Source organism: Bradyrhizobium sp. WBOS08 (assembly GCF_024585125.1).
Taxonomy (GTDB): domain Bacteria; phylum Pseudomonadota; class Alphaproteobacteria; order Rhizobiales; family Xanthobacteraceae; genus Bradyrhizobium; species Bradyrhizobium japonicum_B.
On record NZ_CP028988.1, the window covers coordinates 439,872 to 461,911 of the forward strand.

Sequence of the window (22,040 nt, forward strand, 5' to 3'; positions counted from 1 at the left end):
GTTCAACCGCGCACCGGCCGCCGCGCCATGCGGGGCGAGGCGCGCAAGGCGCGGCTGGGTTGGAGTGAGGTCAGGTTGCCGACGAATTGGCGCGCGCTGTTCTCCCAGGAGCGCTCCAGCGCAAAGTTGCGGCAGGTCTCGCGCGACATGGTGAGCGCGCGCAGGCAGGCGGCGCGCAGATCGTGGTCGATCGCGCCGATCGGATGATCGGCGATGACGTCTTTCGGACCCGTGACAGGAAACGCGGCAACCGGCGTGCCGCAAGCCAGCGCCTCCAGCTGCACCACGCCGAACGTATCGGTCAGGCTCGGAAACACGAACACGTCTGCGGCCGCAAGATGCGCGGTGAGATCGGCACCCTTTTTCTCGCCGAGGAAGACGGCATCGGAATATTTCCGTTCCAGCGCCGCCCTCTGCGGGCCGTCGCCGACGATCACCTTGGTGCCGGGCAGGTCGAGCGCGAGGAACGCGTCGAGATTCTTCTCCACCGCGACGCGGCCCATGGTCATGAAGATCGGGCGCGGCAGCTTGAGCTGAGCCGGAGCATCGGGATGAAACAGCTCGGTGTCGACGCCGCGGGTCCAGAAGCCGAGCCGCTTGAAGCCACGCTCGGACAGCTCCTGCCGCAGCGACGGCGTCGCCACCATGGTCATCGCGGCGGCATCGTGGAAATGGCGCAGCACGGCATAGCCGACGCTTGCGGGGATTCCGGTCCGCACCGCGACGTATTCCGGAAAGCGCGTCGTGTAGGAGGTGGTGAAGGCGAGCCGGTTGCGGCGGCAATAGGCCCGCGCCGCCCAGCCGATCGGGCCTTCGGTCGCGATGTGCAGCGCGTCCGGCGCCGCGGCCTCGATCCGCCGTGCGATCTCCTTGCTGCCCGGCAACGCAAAGCGCAGGCCCGGATAGGTCGGCAGCGGCCAGGACGGAAAGCCGTCCGGGGTCAGGAAGCCGATCTCGACGTCCAGCGCCTTGGCCGCATTCGCCAGCGAGGTCAGCGTCCGGACCACGCCATTGACCTGCGGATGCCAGGCGTCCGTCGCGATTAATACCCGCATGGGAAAATCCCGAGAGTTTGATGATTCTCGGTTTCCGACCATCAACGAAGGATATTTCAGGCGTGTGACGTCATAGAAGTGTCGGCCCGTCGTTTTGTGCGTTAACGGACGCCTGCGGCCACGAAACTGTCATGAAACAATTCTTGCCGCGGTGAAACCGTTTTCGGTTTTGCGCGCAAATGTCCCGAAACGTTTTGCCGTTAGTGATCCAGGCAACAGAGCACCGCAGCGGTGCCGCGGTGGCCGAGACCACCGAGCCAACAGGGGCGATCACATGTTCAATCTGGACACGTTCAAGACGTTTTCGCGCGCCGTCGCTTTTGGCGCAGTCGCGGCCTCCGCGATCGCATTCGCAGGCGCAGCCAAGGCAGCGCCGGTGCAGATCTTCCCGTTCTTCCAGCCGCTGCCGCCGATGGTCGCGCCGCAGCCGTTCCAGCCCTACCAGCCCTATCAGGCGCCGAACTACCAGACCGAGCCGTCCGAGGACCAGGACGCCGTGGAGATGCCGGCCCGCTTCCGCCGCCAGACCGTCGCTTACGCGACGCGTGAAGCGCCGGGCACCATCATCGTCGATACGCCCAACACCTATCTCTATTACGTGCTCGGCAACGGCCAGGCGCTGCGCTACGGCATCGGCGTCGGCCGCGACGGCTTCACCTGGTCCGGCATCCAGTCGGTGACTCGCAAGGCCGAGTGGCCGGCCTGGACGCCGCCGCCGGAGATGATCGCCCGCCAGCCCTATCTGCCGCGCCACATGGCCGGCGGCCCCGGCAATCCGCTCGGCGCACGCGCCATGTATCTCGGCGGCACCATCTACCGCATCCACGGCACCAACGCCCCCGAGACCATCGGCAAGCGTGTCTCGTCGGGCTGCATCCGCATGACCAACGAAGACGTCACCGACCTCTATTCCCGCGTCAATGTCGGCACGAAGGTCGTGGTGCTGCCGATGACGGAGCGCCGCGCGGAACTCGGAACCGCGACGCGCTGAACCGGCAGGACATCGTGACGCAAACGGCCCCGGAACCTGCCGGGGCCGCTTTTGTTTGCCCTCGACATGTCGATGCGCGCCGGTTGCGGCGCGGTCCCCGATGGAGGCGCAAATGCAATCACGCCTGCAATCCTCGCCCTATCCGTGGCTGCACGCGATCGCCGGCGCCGCCACGCTGGCGCTGCTCGTCTCCGCGCCCGCCTCGCTCGCGCAGCAGCCTGCGGGCGATGAGGCAGGCAAGCAGGCCTTCAACAATTCCTGCCGCACCTGCCACTCCATGAAGGAAGGCGACAACCGCCTCGGCCCCAACCTCAACAAGATCGTCGGGCGCAAGGCCGGCGCGCTGCCGGACTACAATTACTCGTCATCGATGAAGGACGCCGGCATCGTCTGGGACCAGGACAAGCTGACCCGCTTCATGGTCAAGCCGGACGAGGTGGTGTCGGGCAACAAGATGCAGCCCTATGGCGGCATCTCGGCGGAGGAAGCGGCGAAGGTCGTTGCGTATCTGCAGGCGGCGGGCGGTCAATAGCGGTGCCCACGCCGGGCGGTTTCAGGCCGGGCGGTTTCAGGTTTGCTTGAGAACTCGCGGCGCATCCTTCGAGACGCCCGCCTACCGGCGGGCCCTCAGGATGAGGACTGAGTGTGCGGCCGCAGTCTCTCCGCCCTACTTGCACAAATCATCAAATGCCAGTTAGCCTCATCCTGAGGAGCGCGCTCTTGCGCGCGTCTCGAAGGAGGAGGCGTTCACGATGGCTGACGGCGCGTGGCTCTACATTCTTAGATGCGCCGACGGCAGCTACTACATCGGCACCACGCGCACCGAGCTCGAGAGCAGGATCGCCCAGCACAACGCCGGCACGTTCGAAGGCTACACGAAGTCACGCCGGCCTGTGGCGCTGATGTTCTCACAATGGTTCGATCGCATCACCGATGCAATAGAGTGCGAGCGAAAGCTGAAGAAATGGAGCCGTGCGAAGAAGGAGGCCTTCATGCGCGGCGACTTTGCCGAGCTCCATGAATTGGCAAAGCGCGCATCAAGCCATCCTTCGAGACGCCCGCCTACGGCGGGCCCTCAGGATGAGGACTGAGTGCGCGGCTTCGATCGATGGCAGAGACGTTTCCTGGACGACGATCACTCCTTTCTTGCGCCGAGGCAGGACTGCCAGTTAGCCTCATCCTGAGGAGCGCGCCCTTGCGCGCGTCTCGAAGGACGAGGCGTTCACACCGGCGGCGCGCTTACCGGCTGACTGCACGCCGCCATTCTGCGATCAATCTCAGCCACGCCGATGCATGAAACGCGCTCATCAGCAGATACATCGGTACCATCCCGCCGAGCACGGAAACGTGCCCGGCTGCGCACAGGATATCTGCCGAGCCATTGTCGATCATGGCCGTCAGCACGGCCATGATCGCGAAGGTCGGCGTGGCCGCCAGCGCCAGCCATCTGGCGAGGTGGCGCGCGGCCGCGACACCGTCGGGGTCGGCACCGGGGACCGCGCTGGCCGGACCGGTCATTTCCGTTCCCCCGCGGCCTCCTCGCGAAAAGCCTTCTCGCCGGCGTCGGAGATCTCGACCCACTTCTTGTCGGGCGCGGCGCCCTCCGTGTAGCTGTCGTGCCAGTTCCACCATTTGTAGGTCGGAGTCTGGGGATAGCCCTTCGGCGAATCCTCCCAGACCTCCTGGCGACCGAGCGGCGTGATGTCGAGGTAGTTCCAGGTGCCGCCCATCTGCTCGTCGCCGCGGCTCTTGACGAAATAGGTGCGGAAGATGCGCGTCCCGTCGCGGTAGAACACGTTCGTGCCGTGCCATTCTTCGACGCCGAAATCGGCGTCGAAGCTGTCGGTGATCGTGACCCATGGCATGGTCCAGCCCATCCGTTGCTTCAGCCTGATGATATCGGCTTGCGGCGCGCGCGAGGCGAACACGAGCGTGGTGTCGCGGGCGTTCAAATGCGCGACGTGGGCGACCTGGTCGGCCACCATGGAGCAGCCGCGGCAGGCGTGATCGGGCCAGCCGAACACGCCGGGCTCGAAGAACGCGCGGTAGACGATCAGCTGCCGCCGACCCTGGAACAGGTCGACGAGACTGAGCTTGCCGCCGGGCCCCTCGAACGCATAGGTTTTGGAAACTTCCATCCACGGCATGCGCCGGCGCTCGGCGGCCAGGGCGTCACGGGCACGGGTATGCGCCTTCTCCTTCACGAGCAGTTGCTGACGAGCGGCCTCCCAGTCCTGCGGCGACACCACCGGCGGTGTCTGCATGACGGACTGTCCGTTATTCGGTTCGTTTTGGGCTAATGTCATCATGACTCTCCAAATCTCTCGCTCAGGTCCATTCCGCCCCGTACCGCACATGGTCGGTCGACAACGATTTCTGGCACCGCGCGGTTGCGCGGTGGGAGTAACAAGTGTGGCGGGATTTGAATGGAGTCGCTGATCACGGCCGCCGCGCGCGCGCTCGAGGCGGGCGATCCGCTCGGCGCCCTGAACCGCGTCGCGCTGCGCAACGACGCACCGTCGCTGGCGCTACGCGGCATCGCGATGGCGCAGCTCGGCGACCTCGCCAAGGCCAAGTCGCTGCTGCGAAACGCGGCGCGCGCGTTCGGTCCGCGCGAGGCGGTGGCGCGGGCAAGATGCGTAGTGGCCGAAGCCGAGATCGCGCTGGTCTCGCGCGACCTGAGCTGGCCGGACAAGACACTCGCCGCCGCGCGCACGACCCTTGAGAAGCACGGCGATCTCGCCAACGCGGCGCATGCCCGCCACATCGCCGCGCGGCGTCTTCTCCTGCTCGGACATATCGAGGAGGCGGAGCGTATGCTCGCCGATCCCGGCCGCTTCCCGCTCCCGCCTGCCTCACAAGTCGTTCGCGAGCTGGTGCTCGCCGGCATCGCCATACGGCGGCTCCGATCGGAGGATGCGGGCGCGGCGCTCGCGCGGGCAGCCCGCGCCGCACGGCAGGCCGGCATCCCCGCGCTCGCCGCCGAAGTCGAAGCCGCGAGCCGCGTGCTCGATACGCCGGCGGCGCGCCTGATCACGCGCGGCGAGGAGCGGCCATTGCTGCTTGCGGAGGTCGAGCAGCTCGCGACATCCGAGGCGCTCGTCGTGGACACGTTCCATCATTCGGTGCGCAGGCGAGGCACCGTGGTGCCGCTCGGCACCCGGCCGGTGCTGTTTGCCCTCGTCCGCATCCTGGCGCAGGCGTGGCCCGCGGATGTGTCGCGTCAGACGCTGATCGCGGGCGCGTTTCACGCCAGGCATCTCGATGAATCGCATCGCGCGCGGTTGCGCGTCGAGATCGGTCGGCTCCGCACCAAGCTCAAGCCGCTCGCCGACGTGAACGCGACGAAGCAAGGATTTGCGCTGGCGCCGCGCAGGACGCGCGACATCCTCGTGCTGGCGCGGCCGGTCGACGAGAAGCACGCCAATGTTCTCGCTCTCCTCTCCGACGGCGAGCCTTGGTCGAGCTCGGCGCTCGCGCTGGCGCTGGGAACGAGCCCGCGCACGGTGCAGCGGGCCCTCGACGGGCTGGCGCGCTCGAACAAGGTGCAATGTTTCGGGCACGGGCGCGCCCGGCGCTGGATGACGCCGCCCGTCCCGGGTTTCCCGACAGGCTTGTTACTCCCCACGCCGCTCCTGAAGACGTAACGTTGAGGCCACATCACAGGGAGCAAGCAGATGAAGCGTTCAGCCGCCGAGATCATCAGGGAGTACGGGCCGTTTGAGGGCGTCGAGGCCGTGCATGGCGTCACCTATGACGGCAGCCATGTCTGGTTCGCCTCCGGCGACAAATTGAATGCGGTCGATCCCGATAGCGGCAGGGTCGCGCGCTCCATCGATGTCGCCGCACATGCGGGAACGGCATTCGACGGAAGGCACCTGTTTCAGATCGCAGAGGATCGCATCCAGAAGATCGATGCGTCCTCGGGCAAGGTGATCAGCACCATTCCGGCGCCGGGCGGCGGCGGCGATTCAGGCCTCGCCTGGGCCGAAGGCTCGCTGTGGGTCGGGGAATATCGCGAGCGCAGGATCCATCAGGTCGATCCGGAAACCGGCAAGGTTCTCCGCACCATCGACAGCAAGCGCTTCGTGACCGGGGTGACCTGGGTCGACGGCGAGCTCTGGCACGGCACCTGGGAGAACGAGGAGAGCGACATCAGGCGGATCGACCCCGCGACCGGCAAGGTGCTCGAGCAGCTCGACCTGCCCGCCGGGACGGGCGTGTCCGGGCTGGAATCCGATGGCGGCGACCGCTTCTTTTGCGGCGGCGGCAACAATGGCAACGTAAGAGCGGTCCGCCGCCCCCGGCGCGGCTGAATGCCCGGCAAAGGCGGGGCGCATCCGTTAACCTGTTCGCCGCAATTCCACCCCACCGGTGCGCTCTAGCGCCCTGCTCGCCCGCCCTGTAAAATCCCCGCCGGGGCGGCTTGGGGGATTGATGCGACTGACGTTGAATCTGAAGACCATCCTGGTCGGAATCGCCGTGCTCGCGGCGTCCTTCTTCATCAGCTTGAAGGCGATGGACTTGCTGTCGCCGCGCGCGACGAATTCGGCGCCGCCGGTCGCGCAATTGCCGCCGCTGCCGCCGGCCGCGAAGAGCTCGATCGTGATCGCGCCGGTCGCCATCGCGCTCTCGGCGATCCGCGAGCAGGCCGAGAAGGCCGCGCCGCGCAATTTCGCTGGCAAGGCCGACAACCCGATCTCGCAGATCCTGGAGAACGCCGACATCGGCTGGTCCGCCGTGCGCGGGCCGATGGCAGCTAGCGGCGACAAGGACGTGCTGACGATCTCGACGCCGCTCTCCGGCAAGCTGAACGTGACGGGCTCGCTGTCGGCGAAGGCCACCGGCGCGCTCGGCGACGCGCTCGGCAGCGTGCTCGGCGGTGACGCAGCCAAGCGGATCGGCGCCGTCAACATCAAGAATCTGAACGCCAGCGCGGAGATCAAGGGCAACGTGGTCGTCACCTCGCGCCCGAAGCTCGCCGCCAATTGGCATCTCGAGCCCAATCTCGGCGCCCAGGTCAATCTCGGCGACACCAACCTCAATGTCTCCGGCGCCAAGGTCAACGTGCCGGCGCAAGTGAAGCCGCTGATCGACAAGAATGTCGGCGAGCAGATCAACATCGTTTCCGAGCGGATCCGCAACGATCCGAGCCTGCGCGAGAACGCGAAGCTGCAATGGGCCAAGGCGTGCCGCTCGATCCCGCTGCAGGGCTCGGGCGCCTCGGCCGCGCTGCCGCCGCTCTGGCTGGAGATGAAACCGATCCGCGCCATCGCCGCGCAGCCGCGTGTCGACGCGCAGGCCGTGACGCTGCTGCTCGGCCTGGAAGCGGAGACGCGCGTCACCTCGACGCCGACCAAGCCGAATTGTCCGTTCCCCGACAAGATCTCGATCGTGCCGCCGACCGGCACCGGCGTGAACATCGGCGTGCCGATCGACGTGCCCTTCACCGAGATCAACAAGCTGATCGCCGCGCAGATGGTCGGCCGCACCTATCCCGAGGACGGATCCGGCCCGGTCGACGTCACCGTGAAGAGCGCCAACGTGACCCCGTCGGGGGACCGGCTGCTGATCTCCCTGCTGGTGCGCGCCAAGGAGAAGAAGAGCTGGCTCGGCCTCGGCGCCGAGGCGACCGTGCACATCTGGGGGCGGCCGGTGCTCGACCAGGCGCAACAGACGCTGCGGCTCACCGACATCGAGCTCGCAGTGGAATCCGAGGCGGCCTTCGGCCTGCTGGGCGCCGCGGCGCGCGCCGTGGTGCCGCAGATGCAGCAGGCGCTGCTGCAGAAGGCGACGCTCGACCTGAAACCGATTGCCGCCAACGCCCGCGAGAAAATCGCCGCGGCAATCGCCGATTACCAGAAGAGCGAGGACGGTCTCAAGGTCGAGGCCAGGATCGACAGCCTGACGCTGGCCGACATCGCCTTCGATTCCAAGACCTTGCGCGTGGTCGCGGAAGCCGGCGGCTCGCTGAACGTGTACGTGAGCAAGCTGTCGGGGATGTAGCGCTTTCACTCTCAGAAGGCTATCGCATTGAGATCGGTCCCCGCGGCCGTCCTTCGAGACGCCCGCCTCCGGCGGGCCCTCAGGATGAGGCTGGAGTGTGCGGCAGCCATTTCAACGTGCATCCAATGCCGCCTAGCCTCATCCTGAGGAGCCCGCGAAGCGGGCGTCTCGAAGGACGAGGCGTGCGCGCATGCTACCGCCGCGAATCGCATCCGATAGCCTGCACTCGCACGCCTCTTCATCGGCCGCCCGGCTGGCATTCTCATTCGAGGATGCTAAGCTGCCCCTGGCCACCTCGAACGAGGTGCTGACGAGCATCGTAGCGGCAAGCCGAGGTCAACATGGAAGCCGGCATGGTCACGCCCCCGCCGGCATTGGTACGCTTTTCCGGCATTCAGAAGACCTACGATGGCGAGCACCTCGTGGTGAAGAACCTCGATCTCGACATCAGGAAGGGCGAGTTCATCACCCTGCTCGGCCCGTCGGGCTCGGGCAAGACGACCACGCTGATGATGCTGGCCGGCTTCGAAGTGCCGACCCATGGCGAGATCTATCTCAGCGAGCGGCCGATCAAGAACATGCCGCCGCACAAGCGCGACATCGGCATGGTGTTCCAGAACTATGCTCTGTTTCCGCACCTGACGATCGCCGAGAATATCGCCTTCCCGCTCTCCGTTCGCAAGACGAGCAAGGCGGACGTGCAGGAGCGCGTGGCTGCGGCGCTGCGCATGATCAAGATGGAAAACCTGGCGCACCGGCGGCCCGGACAACTGTCCGGCGGCCAGCAGCAGCGCGTGGCGCTGGCGCGCGCGCTGGTCTTCAACCCGCAGCTCGTGCTGATGGACGAGCCGCTCGGCGCCCTCGACAAGCGCCTGCGCGAGCAGATGCAGCTGGAGATCAAGCAGCTGCACGAGACGATGGGTATCACGATCGTCTACGTCACCCACGATCAGAGCGAAGCGCTCACCATGTCCGACCGCATCGCCGTGTTCAACGACGGCGTCGTGCAGCAGATCGACAAGCCCGACGCGTTGTACGAGCATCCGGTCAACAGCTTCGTCGCCCATTTCATCGGCGAGAACAACGTGCTGGCCGGCACCGTCGAGACGGTCGACAAGGATTATTGCCGCGTCGCGCTGGCCGGTGGCGGCGCCGTCACCGCCCGGGCCGTCAACGTCTCGGGCGCGGGCGCCGCCACCTCGCTCTCGGTGCGGCCGGAGCGGATCGCCATCATCGCGGACGGCAGCCCCGGCGACGGACCAAACCGCCTGCCCGCGAAGGTGCAGAACACCATCTATCTCGGCGACCACGCGCTGGCCGTGCTCGACGTTGCCGGCAACGCCGAGTTCATGGTCAAGCTTCAGCCGGGCGCCCATGGCAGTCTGCGACATGGCGAGAGCGTCTTCATCAGCTTCCGCCCGGAGGATTGCCTCGCCCTCGATCCGGTCTGAGACACGGACCTGAAATGCTCAACTTCAACGCAACTCGCACCAAGAAGGGAACCAGGACCATGATGAAGCGCAAGATGGGCAGGATTGCTCTGGGTTTTGCCGCCGCGCTCGGTGCCAGCGCTGCGCTGGCGACGGTCGCACAGGCGCGGGACCTCACCGTCGTGTCGTGGGGCGGCGCCTATCAGGAGGCCCAGAAGAAGGTCTATTTCGAGCCGTTCAAGAAGGCGGCCGGAATTGCCATGAACGACGAGTCCTGGGACGGCGGCGTCGGCGTGCTGCGCGCCAAGGTGCAGGGCGGCGCCGCCACCTGGGACGTCGTCCAGGTCGAGAGCGACGAGCTTGCGGTCGGCTGCGAGGAAGGCCTGTTCGAGAAGCTGGACTACACCAAGATCGGCGGCGAGGCCGCCTATATCCCGCCATCGGTCAATCCGTGCGGCGTCGGCGCCATCCTCTACGATTTCGTGCTCGGCTACGACAAGGACAAGCTGAAGGAAGCCCCGAAGGGCTGGGCCGACTTCTTCGACATCAAGAAGATTCCGGGCAAGCGCGCCCTGCGTCAGGGCCCGAAGACCACGCTGGAAATCGCGCTGATGGCCGACGGCGTCGCACCGAAAGACGTCTACAAGGTGCTGGCGACCGACGAGGGCGTCGAGCGCGCCTTCAAGAAGCTCGACAGCATCAAGGGCGACATCGTCTGGTGGAAGGCCGGCGCCCAGCCGCCGCAACTGCTCGCTTCCGGCGAGGTGGCGATGACCTCGGTCTACAACGGCCGCATCGACACCGCGAACAAGAACGAGAAGAAGAACTTCGGCATGGTGTGGGACGGCGCGCTGTTCACGCTCGACAGCTGGGTCATCCTCAAGGGCAGCCCGAACAAGGACGCCGCCTACAAGTTCCTCGACTTCGTCGGCAAGGCGGAGAACCAGTCGAAACTGTCGGAGAACATCGCCTACGGCACCTCGAACAAGGACGCGGCCGGCAAGCTCTCGCCCGCCGTCCTGAAGGATCTGCCGACGGCCCCTGACAACATCAAGAACGCGGTCGAGATTAACGTCGCCTTCTGGCTCGAGAACATCGACCGCCTGACCGAGCGCTTCAACAAATGGGCCGCGAAATAGCGCACGGCCGAAATGGGCGCTGAGGCAAAGACGTGGCAGATTGCGCGTCCGCGGCGCATCCTTCGAGACGCCCGCCTCCGGCGGGCCCTCAGGATGAGGTGTGAATTTGTGGCAGCAGCTTTGCAGGCACCCATGTCAATCAGCCTCATCCTGAGGAGACCGCGAAGCGGTCGTCTCGAAGGACGAGGCGCTTGCTCAGGCCTCTCCTCCCAGAGGCCAGCCCGATGACAGCCGCGCCCAGCGCCAGCGTGTCAACCGAGATGCCGCTCAAGCGCCGGCTACGGCGTGCAGAGCGCGCGCGTCAGCTAAAGGCATTGGCGCTAGTCGCCCCGCTTCTCGTCTTCCTGCTCTTCACCTTCGCCGGGCCCATCGCCGGCATGTTGTGGCGCGCGGTCGACGACAGGGAGGTGCGTCAGGTTCTGCCGCAAACCATCGCTGCTCTCGTCGATTGGGACGGCAAGGACCTGCCGGACGAAAAAGCCTATGCAGCACTGGCAAGCGACGTGCTGGCGGCACGCGCCGCCGGCACCATCGCCGTCGCGGCGAAGCGGTTGAACTACGCGCTGAACGGCTTTCGCACCATCCTGACCGGCACCGCCCGCAATCTGAAGGCCGCGCCCGAGCCCGGCACCGCCAAGGAGGCGCTGGGCAGGATCAATCCGGCCTGGCGCGAACGCGCCACCTGGACGACGATCAAGGACGCCAGCGGCCCCATCACGGGCTTCTACCTTCTGGCGGCGCTCGACCTCGTGCGGAACGTGGACGGCGCGATCGTCGCGGCCCCGCCGGACCAGGCCATCTACCGCAGCCTGTTCGTCCGCACCTTCGTCATCAGCCTCAGCGTCACCGTCCTCTGCCTGATCCTCGGCTTCCCGGTCGCCTACCTCCTGGCGACGCTGCCGCCCGGAAAGTCGAACCTGCTGATGATCTTCGTGCTGCTGCCGTTCTGGACCTCGCTTCTGGTCCGCACCTGCGCCTGGATCGTGCTGCTGCAGAGCAAAGGCGTCGTCAACGACAGCCTGCACTGGCTCGGCATCATCGACGAGCCGTTGCGCCTGATCTACAACCGCTTCGGCGTCTGCGTGGCCATGACCCACGTTCTGCTGCCCTTCATGATCCTGCCGCTGTACAGCAGCATGAAGGCGATTTCGCCGGCTTACTTGCGCGCCGCCGCCTCGCTCGGCGCGCCGCCGGTCACCGCCTTCCTGCGCATCTACCTGCCTCAGACCCTGCCCGGCATCGCCGCGGGAAGCCTGCTCGTCTTCATCCTGGCGCTCGGCTATTACATCACGCCGGCCCTGGTCGGCGGCGCCGCCGACCAGATGATCAGCTATTTCATCGCGCTCTACACCACCGACACCGCCAATTGGGGCCTGGCTTCGGCGCTCGGCGCGGTGCTGCTGCTCGCCACCATTCTGCTGGCGCTCGTCTACGGCAAGCTGGTGCAGGGCCAGCAGGTCACGGGAGGCATGAAGAATTGAGCGACAATTCCGCCCTGCGCTCGCCCAGCCAACGCATCGCGTGGACCGCGACCATTGTCGTGTCCACGCTGGTGTTCGTCTTCCTGATCGCGCCGATCCTCGCGATCATGCCGCTGTCCTTCAGCTCGGGCTCGTACCTCACCTATCCGCTGCCGGGGCTGTCCTTACGCTGGTACGACGACTTCATCACCTCGCCGCGCTGGATGAATGCGTTGAAGAACAGCGTGATCATCGGCGTCGCCTCGACCGCACTGTCGATGGTGCTTGGCACGCTGGCCGCGCTGGGGCTGGCGCAGTGGAAGAGCCGCTTCAAGCCGCTCGTGCTGGCCTTCGTGCTGTCGCCGGTCGTCGTCCCCGGCGTCATCACCGCGGTCGGCCTCTATTTCTTCTTCGCGCCGATCGGACTGACCGGCAGCTATCTCGGCCTGATCCTGGCCCACACGGCGCTGGCGACGCCCTTCGTGGTGATCACGGTTGGCGCAACGCTGCAGAGCTTCGACACCAATCTGGCGCGCGCGGCCGCCTCGCTCGGCGCCTCGCCGCTTCAAGCGTTCCGCCGCGTGATCCTGCCGCTGATCCTGCCCGGGCTCGCATCGGGCGCGCTGTTCGCCTTCGCGACCAGCTTCGATGAGGTGGTGATCGTGCTGTTCATGGCGGGGCCCGAGCAGCGCACCCTGCCGCGCGAGATGTTCAGCGGCATCCGCGAGAACATCAGCCCGACCATCACGGCCGCGGCGTTGATCCTGACGAGTGTGTCGGTCATCCTCCTCGCCACCATGGAAGCCCTGCGCCGCCGCAACGAGCGACTCAAGGCCGGCGGCTGAAGGACGGGGGCAACTCGCGAGACAAAAAACGACACGACAGCGCGCCCGGTGAAGACCGGGCGCGCCTCGTCTGCTCGCTCAGAGTGGGATTACTCCGTATACTTGAACTCCGGCATGTTCTTCAGCTCGTCCTTGCTGGCGTTGAACACGGCGTGGTCCGGGTACCATTTCGAAGTGGACGACGTCGTGGTCGCAGCGGGCTTGGTGTCGGCGGTGCCGGTCGCAGCGCCGGTCGTGGTGGTCGTGGCAGGCTTCGCGCCGGTACCGGTATAGGCCACGGCCTCGTTGACGAACTTCAGCTTCTCGTAGGGCACGGCGACCAGATGCTCGCCCATGCCGAGGAAGCCGCCGACGCCGATCACGGCGATCTTGATGTCGCCGTTCTTGTCCATCAGCAGGTCGTTGATGGTGCCGATGTTCTCGTTGGCTTCGTTATAGACCTTCAGGCCGTCCATCTTCGACGTACGCCACTGGCCGGACGCCGTGGTCGAGGCGGTCGTGGACGTAGTCGTGGTGGCGGACGGCGCCGCCTTGTCGGTGGTGGCGGTCGGTGCTTGCGCGAACGCAACGGTCGTGAGCAGTGCGGTGCCGGCAAGACCGGCGACGATCGACTTCATCATGTTGTCCTCTCCTTCAACGAAACTCGTAAGGAGAAAACAGCGCTGACCACACGCAGTTCCGTGCGCGCCGCAATTTCGTCGCGATGCGCGCATGCGCACTGTTCCTGAGTCACCCAGGAACATATTGCGAGGTGAACATATTGCGAGGTGTCGATCGGCCTCGACGTCTCGGACAGCAGGCTCGCCATCGACGTCGAGGACGTGTGGCAGCAGCCGCGCTTGGCGGCGTAGGCTCGCGCGCTGCTTGGCGGAAGGCCTTACGCCGCGAGCGGCGGGTGCTCGACGGCCGTCTCGTCGTAGATGGCCACCGCCTCGAAGCGGTAATTGCAGGCCTGGCAGGTCCAGAGATACGAAACGCGTCCCTCGCCCGGCTCGATCCAGTCGGGCCGCGGGATCGGCGTGCCGCACTGGGCACAGGGGTTCTGCCTGGGGGTGTCGCTGAGGATTGCTTTCGGCATGGCACCTCTCCCGATTTGCTAGCCGCTTTTACTCGCTTTTGCGCGCCCGCGCGAATAGACAGCCTTGCTGCCGCGAGCGGGCATCCGCCTGAGGGAACCCATAGCCCGACATTGAGTCGTCAAAGCGGCTCGGCGCCGCAAAATCGCCATTGGCGGCGTTTGGTCACATCATCGCCGCGTTCGGAAGGCCTAACGGCGGCCGGGCGCAGGTCACACCAAGGGCCCAAGGAAGGGTCCAAGGGCCTCAGGAATATCTGATGAAAATTTTACGCATCGCCGCGCTGCTCGCGGCTGGACTGACATTGCCGCAAGCCGCGCTCGCCGGCCAAGCCGACTATGCCGAGATGGTCGCGGCCCATGCCCGCGCCAACGGCGTGCCCGAAGCGCTGGTGCACCGCGTGATCATGCGTGAGAGCCGCTATCAACCCCACCTGGTCGGCCGCGGCGGCACCATCGGCCTGATGCAGATCAAGCTCGCGACCGCCCGCGGCGTCGGCTACACCGGCGATGCCGCCGGCCTGCGCGATCCCAACACCAACCTCACCTACGCCGTGAAATACCTCGCCGGCGCCTATCGCGCCGCCAATGGCGACCACGCCCGCGCCGTGCGCTATTTCGCCGGCGGCTATTATTACGTCGCCAAGCGCCAGCGCCAGGACGCCGTGCAGCTCGCCACCATGAGCGACAGCAGCATGGGCCAGGGGGGTATGGGTCAACTTTGGCTCGAGCCGAACGGCAACCCGCAGCCGATGTTCGCCGCCGCTCCGCACCGGAAGCTGGCCCAGCGCGTCCGCAACGCGCGGGCGCAAGCCTCGCGGTGACTCCCGTGTCCCGGACGCGCTGCAGCGTGCAACGCTGCGGCGCAGAGCCGGGACCCAATGCTCTCTCCGCAAATGGGCCCCGGCTCAGCAGCGCACCACTGCGTGATGCGCTGCGGCCGGGGCAGGGTTTCCACCTAACGCGTTGACCACCCCGCCCCACTGTCCTACATTAGCACCGTTCCGAGGGGTGCTCCGAGGAGGAGCTGAGATACCGCTAAACGGGCAATGCCGATCAACCGGCTTGCCAGGACCGCGGTGACCCTTTGAACCTGATCCGGGTTATGCCGGCGAAGGGACAGGGATGTTGCAGAAGACCAAGCGACCGGATTCACCGGTATCCATCATCGGCGCAGGCATTGCGGGCGCCTGGCAGGCCCTGCTGTTCGCACAGGCCGGCCATGCCGTGACCTTGCACGAGCGCGGTGACGAGGCGATGACGGACGCCACCAGCCATTGGGCCGGCGGCATGCTCGCGCCCTATTGCGAGGCCGAGGTCGCCGAGCCCATCATCAGCCGCCTCGGGCTGCGCTCGCTTCATATCTGGCGGCGCGAGCTGCCCGACACGCCGTTCAACGGCTCGCTCGTCGTCGCCCATCCGCGCGAGCGCAACGATTTCGAGCGCTTTGCCCGCATGACCGAGGAGCACCGCCGGCTCGACGCCGCCGGCCTCGCCGCGCTCGAGCCGTCGCTGGAGGGCCGCTTCCGCGACGCGCTGTTCTTCCCGGCCGAGGGCCATGTCGAGCCGCGCCGCGTGCTGCCGCAGCTGCACGCGCGCATCCGCGCCGCCGGCGGCACCATCAAGTTCGAGAGCGACGTGACCGCAAGCGATCTCGCCAAGGACCCCGACGGCATCGTCATCGACTGCCGCGGCCTCGGTGCCCGCGACGAGCACAGCGAGCTTCGCGGCGTCAAGGGCGAGATGATCCTGATCGAGACGGCCGAGGTGCAGCTGGCGCGCCCGGTGCGGCTGATGCATCCGCGCTGGCCGCTCTACGTGATCCCGCGCGAGAACAATCTGTTCATGCTGGGCGCGACCTCGATCGAGGCCGAGGACACCGGCGTCAGCGTCCGCTCCGCGCTGGAGTTGCTGGGCGCCGCCTATACCGTGCACCCGGCCTTCGGCGAGGCCCGCATCGTCGAGTTCGGCTCGGGGCTTCGTCCCGCCTACCCCGACAATCTGCCGCGCATCGGCATTCGCGGCAGAACGATCTCCGTCAACGGCCTCTACCGCCATGGCTTCCTGATCGCCCCTGCGCTCGCCGAGCTGACGCTCGCCTATGTCGAGCGCGGCCAGATCGACAACGAGGTGATGCAGTGCGCGTGATCGTCAATGGTGAGCAGCGCGAGGTGACTTCCGCCAGCGTCGACGCGCTGCTCGCCGAGCTCGACTATGAGGGCACCCATTTCGCGATCGCGCTCAACTACGACGTCGTGCCGAAAAGCCGCTGGGCCGAGACGAGCTTGAAGGCCGGCGACGAGATCGAGATCATCACGCCGCGGCAGGGAGGGTGAGGGAGATGAGGCCACGCTTTCTCCCCACGTCGTCCCCGCGAACGCGGGGACCCATAACCCCAGGGAGGAGTTATGGAGCTCGGTCTCTCCCGGCGTGCCCCAAGAGAAATCACGCGGTATGGATCCCCGCCTTCGCGGGGATGACAGCTGCATTTGCGGAGACACCTTCGACATGGTGACCTTCTACGGCAAGACCTTCGCCTCGCGCCTCCTCATCGGCAGCGCGCTCTATCCCTCGCCGGCGATCATGCAGGAGGCGATCCGGGCCTCCGGCGCCGGCATCGTCACGGTGTCGCTGCGGCGCGAATCCGCCGGCGGCAAGACTGGCGATGCGTTCTGGAAGCTGATCCGCGAGCTCGACGTCACCGTGCTGCCGAACACCGCGGGATGCCGCACCGTGCGCGAGGCGGTGACCACCGCCAAGCTCGCGCGCGAGCTGTTCGGCACCAATTGGATCAAGCTCGAGGTCATCGCCGACAACGACACGCTGCAGCCCGACGTCGTCGGCCTGGTCGAAGCCGCCGGCATCCTGATCAAGGACGGTTTTGAAGTGTTCCCCTATTGCACCGAGGATCTCTCGGTGGCGAACCGCCTGGTCGAAACGGGGTGCAAGGTGGTGATGCCGTGGGCAGCTCCGATCGGCAGCGCCAAGGGCATCACCAATCGCGATGCGCTGAAGCTGCTGCGCGAGCGCCTGCCCGACATCACGCTGGTGGTCGATGCCGGACTGGGCGCGCCGAGCCATGCGGCGCAGGCGCTGGAGCTCGGCTATGATGCCGTGCTGCTCAACACCGCGATCGCCAAAGCCGCGGACCCGATCGCGATGGCCAGGGCCTTCCGCCTCGGGATCGATGCAGGCCGCACCGCTTATGAAGCCGGGCTGATGAACGCCCGCAACTTCGCTTCCCCCTCCACTCCTGTCGTTGGGACCCCGTTCTGGCATGCCGTATCCTGATCGCTTCTATCCCGTCGTCGACAGCCTCCAATGGATCGAGCGCCTGACCAAGCTCGGCGTCGGCACCATCCAACTGCGCGCCAAGGAGCTCGACGACGGCCAGGCCTTGCAGATGGTCACCGACGCGCTGGCGATCACGAAAGGCACGCAAGTCAAGTTGGTCGTGAACGATTATTGGCGCGCCGCGATCGTCGCCGACGCAAAATATCTGCATCTCGGCCAGGAAGATCTCGCCGAGGCCGACCTCAAGGCGATCCGCGAAGCCGGCCTGTCACTCGGTATCTCCACCCATGACGATGCCGAGCTTGAAACCGCGCTCGCAGCCAGGCCCGATTACGTCGCCCTCGGCCCGATCTTCTTCACCACGCTGAAATCGATGCGCTTCGAGCCGCAGGGCATTCCCAAGATCACCGAATGGAAGAAGCGCATCGGCGATATCCCGCTGGTCGCCATCGGCGGCATCAAGTTCGAGCACGCCGCGGAGATCTTTGCCGCGGGCGCGGATTCCATTGCGGTCGTATCCGACGTCACCCAGAACCCCGACCCCGACGCCCGCGTGCGGCAATGGCTCGGCCTAGCTGCGGAGGTGGCCTGATGATCGCCCCACTCTCTCCCCTCGTCATTGCGAGGAGCCTTGCGACGAAGCAATCCAGACTGCGTCCGCGGATGCATTTCTGGATTGCTTCGCTGCGCTCGCAATGACGGAGCAAGAACTTACCAGCGTCGCACCAACGCACGCACAACAGAATTAAACCGGAGGATCCCCATGAACATCCGCTCCAATCCCGACAAGACCGTCCCCGCCGTCACCACCGGTCCCCTTCCCTCCTCGCGAAAAATCTTCGCGAGCCCCGACGCCGCGCCCGATTTGCTCGTGCCGCTGCGCGAGATCATCCTGTCCGAAGGCGCGGGCGAGCCCAACCTGCCGGTCTACGACACCTCGGGCCCCTACACCGACCCCTCCGTCACCATCGACGTCAACGCTGGCCTGGCGCGCAACCGCAAGCAATGGGTGCTGGAGCGCGGCGGCGTCGAGGAATATGAGGGGCGCCAGATCAAGCCGGAGGACAATGGCAGCGTCTCCACCGACAAGGCCGCGCGCGCCTTCTCGGCCTATCACAAGCCGCTGCGCGGGCTCAACGGCCACAAGATCACGCAGCTCGAATTCGCCCGCGCCGGCATCGTCACCAAGGAGATGATCTACGTCGCGGCGCGCGAGAACCTCGGCCGCAAGCAGCAGCTCGATCGCGCGGAAGCGGCGCTTGCCGACGGCGAAAGTTTTGGCGCCTCCGTGCCCGCCTTCATCACGCCGGAGTTCGTCCGCGACGAGATCGCGCGCGGCCGCGCCATCATCCCCTGCAACATCAACCATTCCGAGCTCGAGCCGATGATCATCGGCCGCAACTTCCTGACCAAGATCAACGCCAATATCGGCAACTCCGCCGTGACGTCGTCGGTCGAGGAAGAGGTCGAGAAGATGGTGTGGGCGATCCGCTGGGGCGCCGACACCGTGATGGACCTCTCGACGGGCCGCAACATCCACACCACGCGTGAGTGGATCCTGCGCAACTCGCCGGTGCCGATCGGCACCGTGCCGATCTACCAGGCGCTGGAGAAGTGCAACGGCGATCCCGTCAAGCTGACCTGGGAGCTCTACAAGGACACCCTGATCGAGCAGTGCGAGCAGGGCGTCGACTATTTCACCATCCACGCCGGCGTGCGCCTGCAATACATCCACCTCACCGCCAGCCGCGTCACCGGCATCGTCAGCCGCGGCGGCTCGATCATGGCGAAGTGGTGCCTGGCGCATCACAAGGAGAGCTTCCTCTACACCCATTTCGACGAGATCTGCGACCTCATGCGCAAGTATGACGTCTCGTTCTCGCTCGGCGACGGCCTGCGCCCCGGCTCGATCGCCGACGCCAACGACCGCGCGCAGTTCGCGGAGCTGGAGACGCTCGGCGAGCTCACCAAGATCGCATGGGACAAGGGCTGCCAGGTCATGATCGAAGGCCCCGGCCATGTGCCGATGCACAAGATCAAGATCAACATGGACAAGCAGCTCAAGGAGTGCGGCGAGGCGCCGTTCTACACGCTCGGGCCCCTGACCACCGACATCGCGCCGGGCTACGATCACATCACCTCCGGCATCGGTGCGGCCATGATCGGCTGGTTCGGCTGCGCCATGCTCTGCTACGTCACGCCGAAGGAGCATCTCGGCCTGCCCGATCGCAACGACGTCAAGACCGGCGTCATCACCTACAAGATCGCCGCCCATGCCGCCGACCTCGCCAAGGGCCACCCCGCCGCGCAGCTCCGCGACGACGCCCTCTCACGTGCGCGGTTCGAATTCCGCTGGACCGACCAGTTCAACCTCGGCCTCGACCCCGAGACCGCCAAAAACTTCCACGACGAGACCCTCCCGAAGGAAGCCCACAAGGTCGCCCATTTCTGCTCGATGTGCGGCCCAAAGTTCTGCTCGATGAAGATCACACAGGACGTGCGGGACTATGCAGCGACGCTGAACGACCCGAACAGCGTCGGCATGTCGCTGGCCGGCACCGCCGAAGACGGCATGGCCAAGATGAGCGCGAAGTTCAAGGAGATGGGCGAGAGCTTGTATCTGGATGCGGAGAAGGTGAAGGAGAGTAATCGGGTGTTGTGAGGGGGCTGCGAGGCCCGGGGCTCCGTCTAGTTACATTGATAGGGGCCAAGCAAAAGCTTGGCCCCTATTATACGTTTGATGTATTTACACTAAACTACCTTTAGTAGAATTTTATCCGCCCTCGATTTTTCAATCATTGCACGAGAATCAATATGCCTTGGTCTGATGGGCTCGTTGCCGGAACGCCCGCTCACAGCATTGCCTCATCTGCGAACGCTCGCATAAGGGTTGTCGCTGGACCGGGCACCGGAAAATCGTTCGCAATGAAGCGTCGCGTCGCCCGCCTCTTAGAGGCTGGAGTCGATCCGAGCACTATACTTCCTGTAACATTTACTCGTGTAGCTGCAGAGGACCTGCATCGCGAGCTAGTAGGAATGAATGTTCCTGGATGTGACGCGTTGAATGGCGTTACTCTTCACAGCCTTTCGCTGAAGATTCTCATGAGGAATCACGTCTTGCAAGCGACTGGCCGTACTGCCCGCCCCCTGAATGAATTTGAAATCGCCCCGCTTGTCAGCGACCTAATGCAGGTTCACGGTGGCAGAAGGGGCGTCGAACGTCTTAGGATGGCGTACGAGGCCGCGTGGGCCAGACTGCAACACGAACAACCTGGGTACGTTCAGTCTCCAGCGGACGCTGCCTTTGCAATTGACCTCCGGTCTTGGCTCTTATTTCATGAGGCGATGTTGATTGGGGAGGTAATTCCTCAACTTTACGAGTATCTCAGGTCCAATCCGGCGGCGCCCGAGCGCGCTGAGTTCAACCATATTCTAGTCGATGAATTCCAAGACCTGAACAAAGCGGAACAGGGTGTTCTTCATCTGCTATCGAACATCGCAGACGTTTGTATCGTCGGTGACGACGATCAGTCGATATACAGCTTCAAGCACGCCCACCCGGAAGGCATCCGCGATTGGATTACCATTAACGCAAATGCGGACGACCTTCAGTTAAGCGAATGCCGCCGATGTCCTACAACCGTCGTGCACATGGCAAATAGCCTTATCGGGCACAATCAAATGCGGTTGGTACCAAGACAATTGACACCACGGCCGCAAAACGGAGCGGGGCACGTTCAAATAATTCAATACCAAAATCTGGCTGACGAGGTCGTTGGCGTCGCAGATCGTGTCCGAGATTTGGTGGATCAAGGGACACCACCCGGTGACATCTTAATTCTCGCCCAGAGAGGTGTCATTGGGACCCCGATCTACGAAGCCCTGCAAGGACGCGATGTTCCTGTACGCTCGTACTATTCCGAGGCTGAGCTTGACTCGGAGGATGCGCAGCGTCGCTTTGCCCTACTAAAGCTTTTTACAAATCGAGAAGACCGAGTTGCCCTCCGATGGATCGTAGGGCTGCCTGGAAACAACTGGAACGCAAGCGGATATCGACGAGTGAGAGAGCATTGTGAGAATTCGGGACTCTCTCCCTGGCAGGTTCTTGGCCAACTCTCTGCGGGCGCGCTACAAATTCCGTATACTGCGAACATCGTCGCCGCCTTCGACGCGGTGGTAGCTGAGCTTGATGCTTTGGAGGCGCTTCCGGATTTGGCCGCCGTAATTGACTATCTGCTACCTGCGGCCGACAACTCTGTCCGAGACTTGCGAGACTTAGCCGTTCTCACACTCCAAGAGGTGGGAACGAACGATCGGGAGGATTGGCTCTTTGCTCTAATGCAAGCCATAAGCCAGCCCGAAATCCCGTCAGAGATTCACGATGTGAGAATCATGAGCCTGCATAAGAGTAAAGGGCTCAGTGCGCCGGTCACTATTATCGCCGGCTGCGTTGAGGGACTTCTCCCTAAACAGCCGGCAACAGGTACGCCGGCCGCTCAAGCTGCGGCTGAGATCGAAGAACAGCGGCGGCTTTTCTTCGTGGGAATATCGCGAGTGAAGGCGGACTTGCCTAACGGGAAACCGGGCACATTAATTCTTACAAGTTCGCGCAGCATGACGTTGGCTGGTGCGATGGGGGCGGGCATTACGCCTGCATCGGTACAGTACGGTGTGGCACGACTGCACGCGAGCAGATTCGTTGCGGAACTAGGACCTCACGCACCCGCGCCGATTGCTGGCTAGAA

At 65.1% G+C, this 22,040-nt stretch carries 22 protein-coding genes and 1 riboswitch; of the genes, 17 read left to right on the plus strand and 5 right to left on the minus strand.

The features are described from left to right. Positions 1–2 precede the first annotated feature (2 nt). Entirely contained in the window at positions 3–1,055 is a 1,053-nt protein-coding gene (locus tag DCM80_RS02035; RefSeq protein ID WP_257195509.1) for a glycosyltransferase family 1 protein, read from the minus strand. A 274-nt stretch (positions 1,056–1,329) separates the two neighbouring features. Between DCM80_RS02035 and DCM80_RS02040 the strand changes: the two genes are divergently transcribed. From DCM80_RS02040 to DCM80_RS02050, 3 genes are all read left to right on the plus strand, one after another. Continuing rightward, on the plus strand, positions 1,330–2,046 hold the full coding sequence (locus tag DCM80_RS02040; RefSeq protein ID WP_257195510.1) for a L,D-transpeptidase: 717 nt from the start codon (positions 1,330–1,332) through the stop codon (positions 2,044–2,046). A gap of 112 nt (positions 2,047–2,158) precedes the next feature. Next, the gene (locus tag DCM80_RS02045) at positions 2,159–2,578 is read left to right on the plus strand and encodes a cytochrome c family protein (RefSeq protein ID WP_257195511.1); all 420 of its coding nucleotides are present in this window, start codon (positions 2,159–2,161) and stop codon (positions 2,576–2,578) included. A 220-nt stretch (positions 2,579–2,798) separates the two neighbouring features. Next, positions 2,799–3,137, plus strand: a complete 339-nt coding sequence (locus tag DCM80_RS02050) for a GIY-YIG nuclease family protein (RefSeq protein WP_257195512.1) — start codon at positions 2,799–2,801, stop codon at positions 3,135–3,137. Between the two features lie 148 nt (positions 3,138–3,285). On the opposite strand, the gene DCM80_RS02055 is transcribed toward DCM80_RS02050, so the two are convergent. Both DCM80_RS02055 and DCM80_RS02060 read right to left on the minus strand, forming a co-directional pair. Beyond that, on the minus strand, positions 3,286–3,564 hold the full coding sequence (locus DCM80_RS02055) for a hypothetical protein (protein WP_257195513.1): 279 nt from the start codon (positions 3,562–3,564) through the stop codon (positions 3,286–3,288). Then, on the minus strand, positions 3,561–4,352 hold the full coding sequence (locus DCM80_RS02060) for a DUF899 domain-containing protein (protein WP_373569383.1): 792 nt from the start codon (positions 4,350–4,352) through the stop codon (positions 3,561–3,563). Before DCM80_RS02060 ends, DCM80_RS02055 begins: the two co-directional genes overlap by 4 nt. Before the next feature lie 120 nt (positions 4,353–4,472). Here DCM80_RS02060 and DCM80_RS02065 point away from each other — a divergent pair, with 120 nt between their 5' ends. The 7 genes from DCM80_RS02065 (at position 4,473) to DCM80_RS02095 (ending at position 12,926) form a co-directional block, all read left to right on the plus strand. After that, on the plus strand, positions 4,473–5,693 hold the full coding sequence (locus DCM80_RS02065) for a helix-turn-helix domain-containing protein (RefSeq protein WP_257195515.1): 1,221 nt from the start codon (positions 4,473–4,475) through the stop codon (positions 5,691–5,693). A 30-nt stretch (positions 5,694–5,723) separates the two neighbouring features. Continuing rightward, the gene (locus DCM80_RS02070; RefSeq protein WP_257195516.1) at positions 5,724–6,362 is read left to right on the plus strand and encodes a glutaminyl-peptide cyclotransferase; all 639 of its coding nucleotides are present in this window, start codon (positions 5,724–5,726) and stop codon (positions 6,360–6,362) included. Between the two features lie 121 nt (positions 6,363–6,483). After that, positions 6,484–8,052 carry a DUF4403 family protein gene (locus tag DCM80_RS02075; protein ID WP_257195517.1) on the plus strand — a complete coding sequence of 523 codons (1,569 nt, stop codon included), beginning with the start codon at positions 6,484–6,486 and terminating at the stop codon, positions 8,050–8,052. Between the two features lie 341 nt (positions 8,053–8,393). After that, positions 8,394–9,503: an ABC transporter ATP-binding protein gene (locus DCM80_RS02080; RefSeq protein ID WP_257195518.1), complete on the plus strand. Its 1,110-nt coding sequence runs from the start codon at positions 8,394–8,396 to the stop codon at positions 9,501–9,503. A 59-nt stretch (positions 9,504–9,562) separates the two neighbouring features. Then, positions 9,563–10,621: an ABC transporter substrate-binding protein gene (locus DCM80_RS02085; RefSeq protein ID WP_257195519.1), complete on the plus strand. Its 1,059-nt coding sequence runs from the start codon at positions 9,563–9,565 to the stop codon at positions 10,619–10,621. Positions 10,622–10,845: 224 nt separating this feature from the next. After that, positions 10,846–12,102: an ABC transporter permease gene (locus DCM80_RS02090; protein ID WP_257195520.1), complete on the plus strand. Its 1,257-nt coding sequence runs from the start codon at positions 10,846–10,848 to the stop codon at positions 12,100–12,102. After that, a complete protein-coding gene (locus DCM80_RS02095) occupies positions 12,099–12,926 on the plus strand; it encodes an ABC transporter permease (protein WP_257195522.1) in 828 nt (275 codons plus the stop codon). The genes DCM80_RS02090 and DCM80_RS02095 overlap by 4 nt, the downstream gene beginning before the upstream one ends. Positions 12,927–13,015: 89 nt before the next feature. On the opposite strand, the gene DCM80_RS02100 is transcribed toward DCM80_RS02095, so the two are convergent. Both DCM80_RS02100 and DCM80_RS02105 read right to left on the minus strand, forming a co-directional pair. Further along, positions 13,016–13,546 carry a PRC-barrel domain-containing protein gene (locus DCM80_RS02100; RefSeq protein WP_257195523.1) on the minus strand — a complete coding sequence of 177 codons (531 nt, stop codon included), beginning with the start codon at positions 13,544–13,546 and terminating at the stop codon, positions 13,016–13,018. Positions 13,547–13,803: 257 nt separating this feature from the next. Then, positions 13,804–14,004 carry a hypothetical protein gene (locus DCM80_RS02105; protein WP_257195524.1) on the minus strand — a complete coding sequence of 67 codons (201 nt, stop codon included), beginning with the start codon at positions 14,002–14,004 and terminating at the stop codon, positions 13,804–13,806. Between the two features lie 257 nt (positions 14,005–14,261). Here DCM80_RS02105 and DCM80_RS02110 point away from each other — a divergent pair, with 257 nt between their 5' ends. The 7 genes from DCM80_RS02110 to DCM80_RS02140 all read left to right on the plus strand — a co-directional run bounded on the left by DCM80_RS02110 (position 14,262) and on the right by DCM80_RS02140 (position 22,038). Continuing rightward, the gene (locus DCM80_RS02110) at positions 14,262–14,825 is read left to right on the plus strand and encodes a lytic transglycosylase domain-containing protein (protein ID WP_257195525.1); all 564 of its coding nucleotides are present in this window, start codon (positions 14,262–14,264) and stop codon (positions 14,823–14,825) included. 173 nt (positions 14,826–14,998) lie between these two features. Further along, a riboswitch (TPP riboswitch) is annotated at positions 14,999–15,139 on the plus strand. After that, positions 15,127–16,149, plus strand: coding sequence for an FAD-dependent oxidoreductase (locus DCM80_RS02115; RefSeq protein WP_257195526.1), 1,023 nt, complete (start codon positions 15,127–15,129; stop codon positions 16,147–16,149). Its footprint overlaps the riboswitch before it by 13 nt. Further along, the gene (thiS, locus tag DCM80_RS02120) at positions 16,140–16,337 is read left to right on the plus strand and encodes a sulfur carrier protein ThiS (protein ID WP_257195527.1); all 198 of its coding nucleotides are present in this window, start codon (positions 16,140–16,142) and stop codon (positions 16,335–16,337) included. The genes DCM80_RS02115 and thiS overlap by 10 nt, the downstream gene beginning before the upstream one ends. A 172-nt stretch (positions 16,338–16,509) precedes the next feature. Further along, positions 16,510–17,292, plus strand: coding sequence for a thiazole synthase (locus DCM80_RS02125; RefSeq protein WP_257195528.1), 783 nt, complete (start codon positions 16,510–16,512; stop codon positions 17,290–17,292). Further along, positions 17,279–17,887, plus strand: coding sequence for a thiamine phosphate synthase (locus DCM80_RS02130; protein WP_257195529.1), 609 nt, complete (start codon positions 17,279–17,281; stop codon positions 17,885–17,887). The genes DCM80_RS02125 and DCM80_RS02130 overlap by 14 nt, the downstream gene beginning before the upstream one ends. Before the next feature lie 171 nt (positions 17,888–18,058). Then, positions 18,059–19,957 (plus strand): phosphomethylpyrimidine synthase ThiC, encoded by a 1,899-nt coding sequence (gene thiC, locus DCM80_RS02135; protein WP_257195530.1) that lies wholly within the window; start codon positions 18,059–18,061, stop codon positions 19,955–19,957. Between the two features lie 152 nt (positions 19,958–20,109). Beyond that, positions 20,110–22,038, plus strand: a complete 1,929-nt coding sequence (locus DCM80_RS02140) for a UvrD-helicase domain-containing protein (protein ID WP_257195531.1) — start codon at positions 20,110–20,112, stop codon at positions 22,036–22,038. Positions 22,039–22,040: the final 2 nt, after the last annotated feature.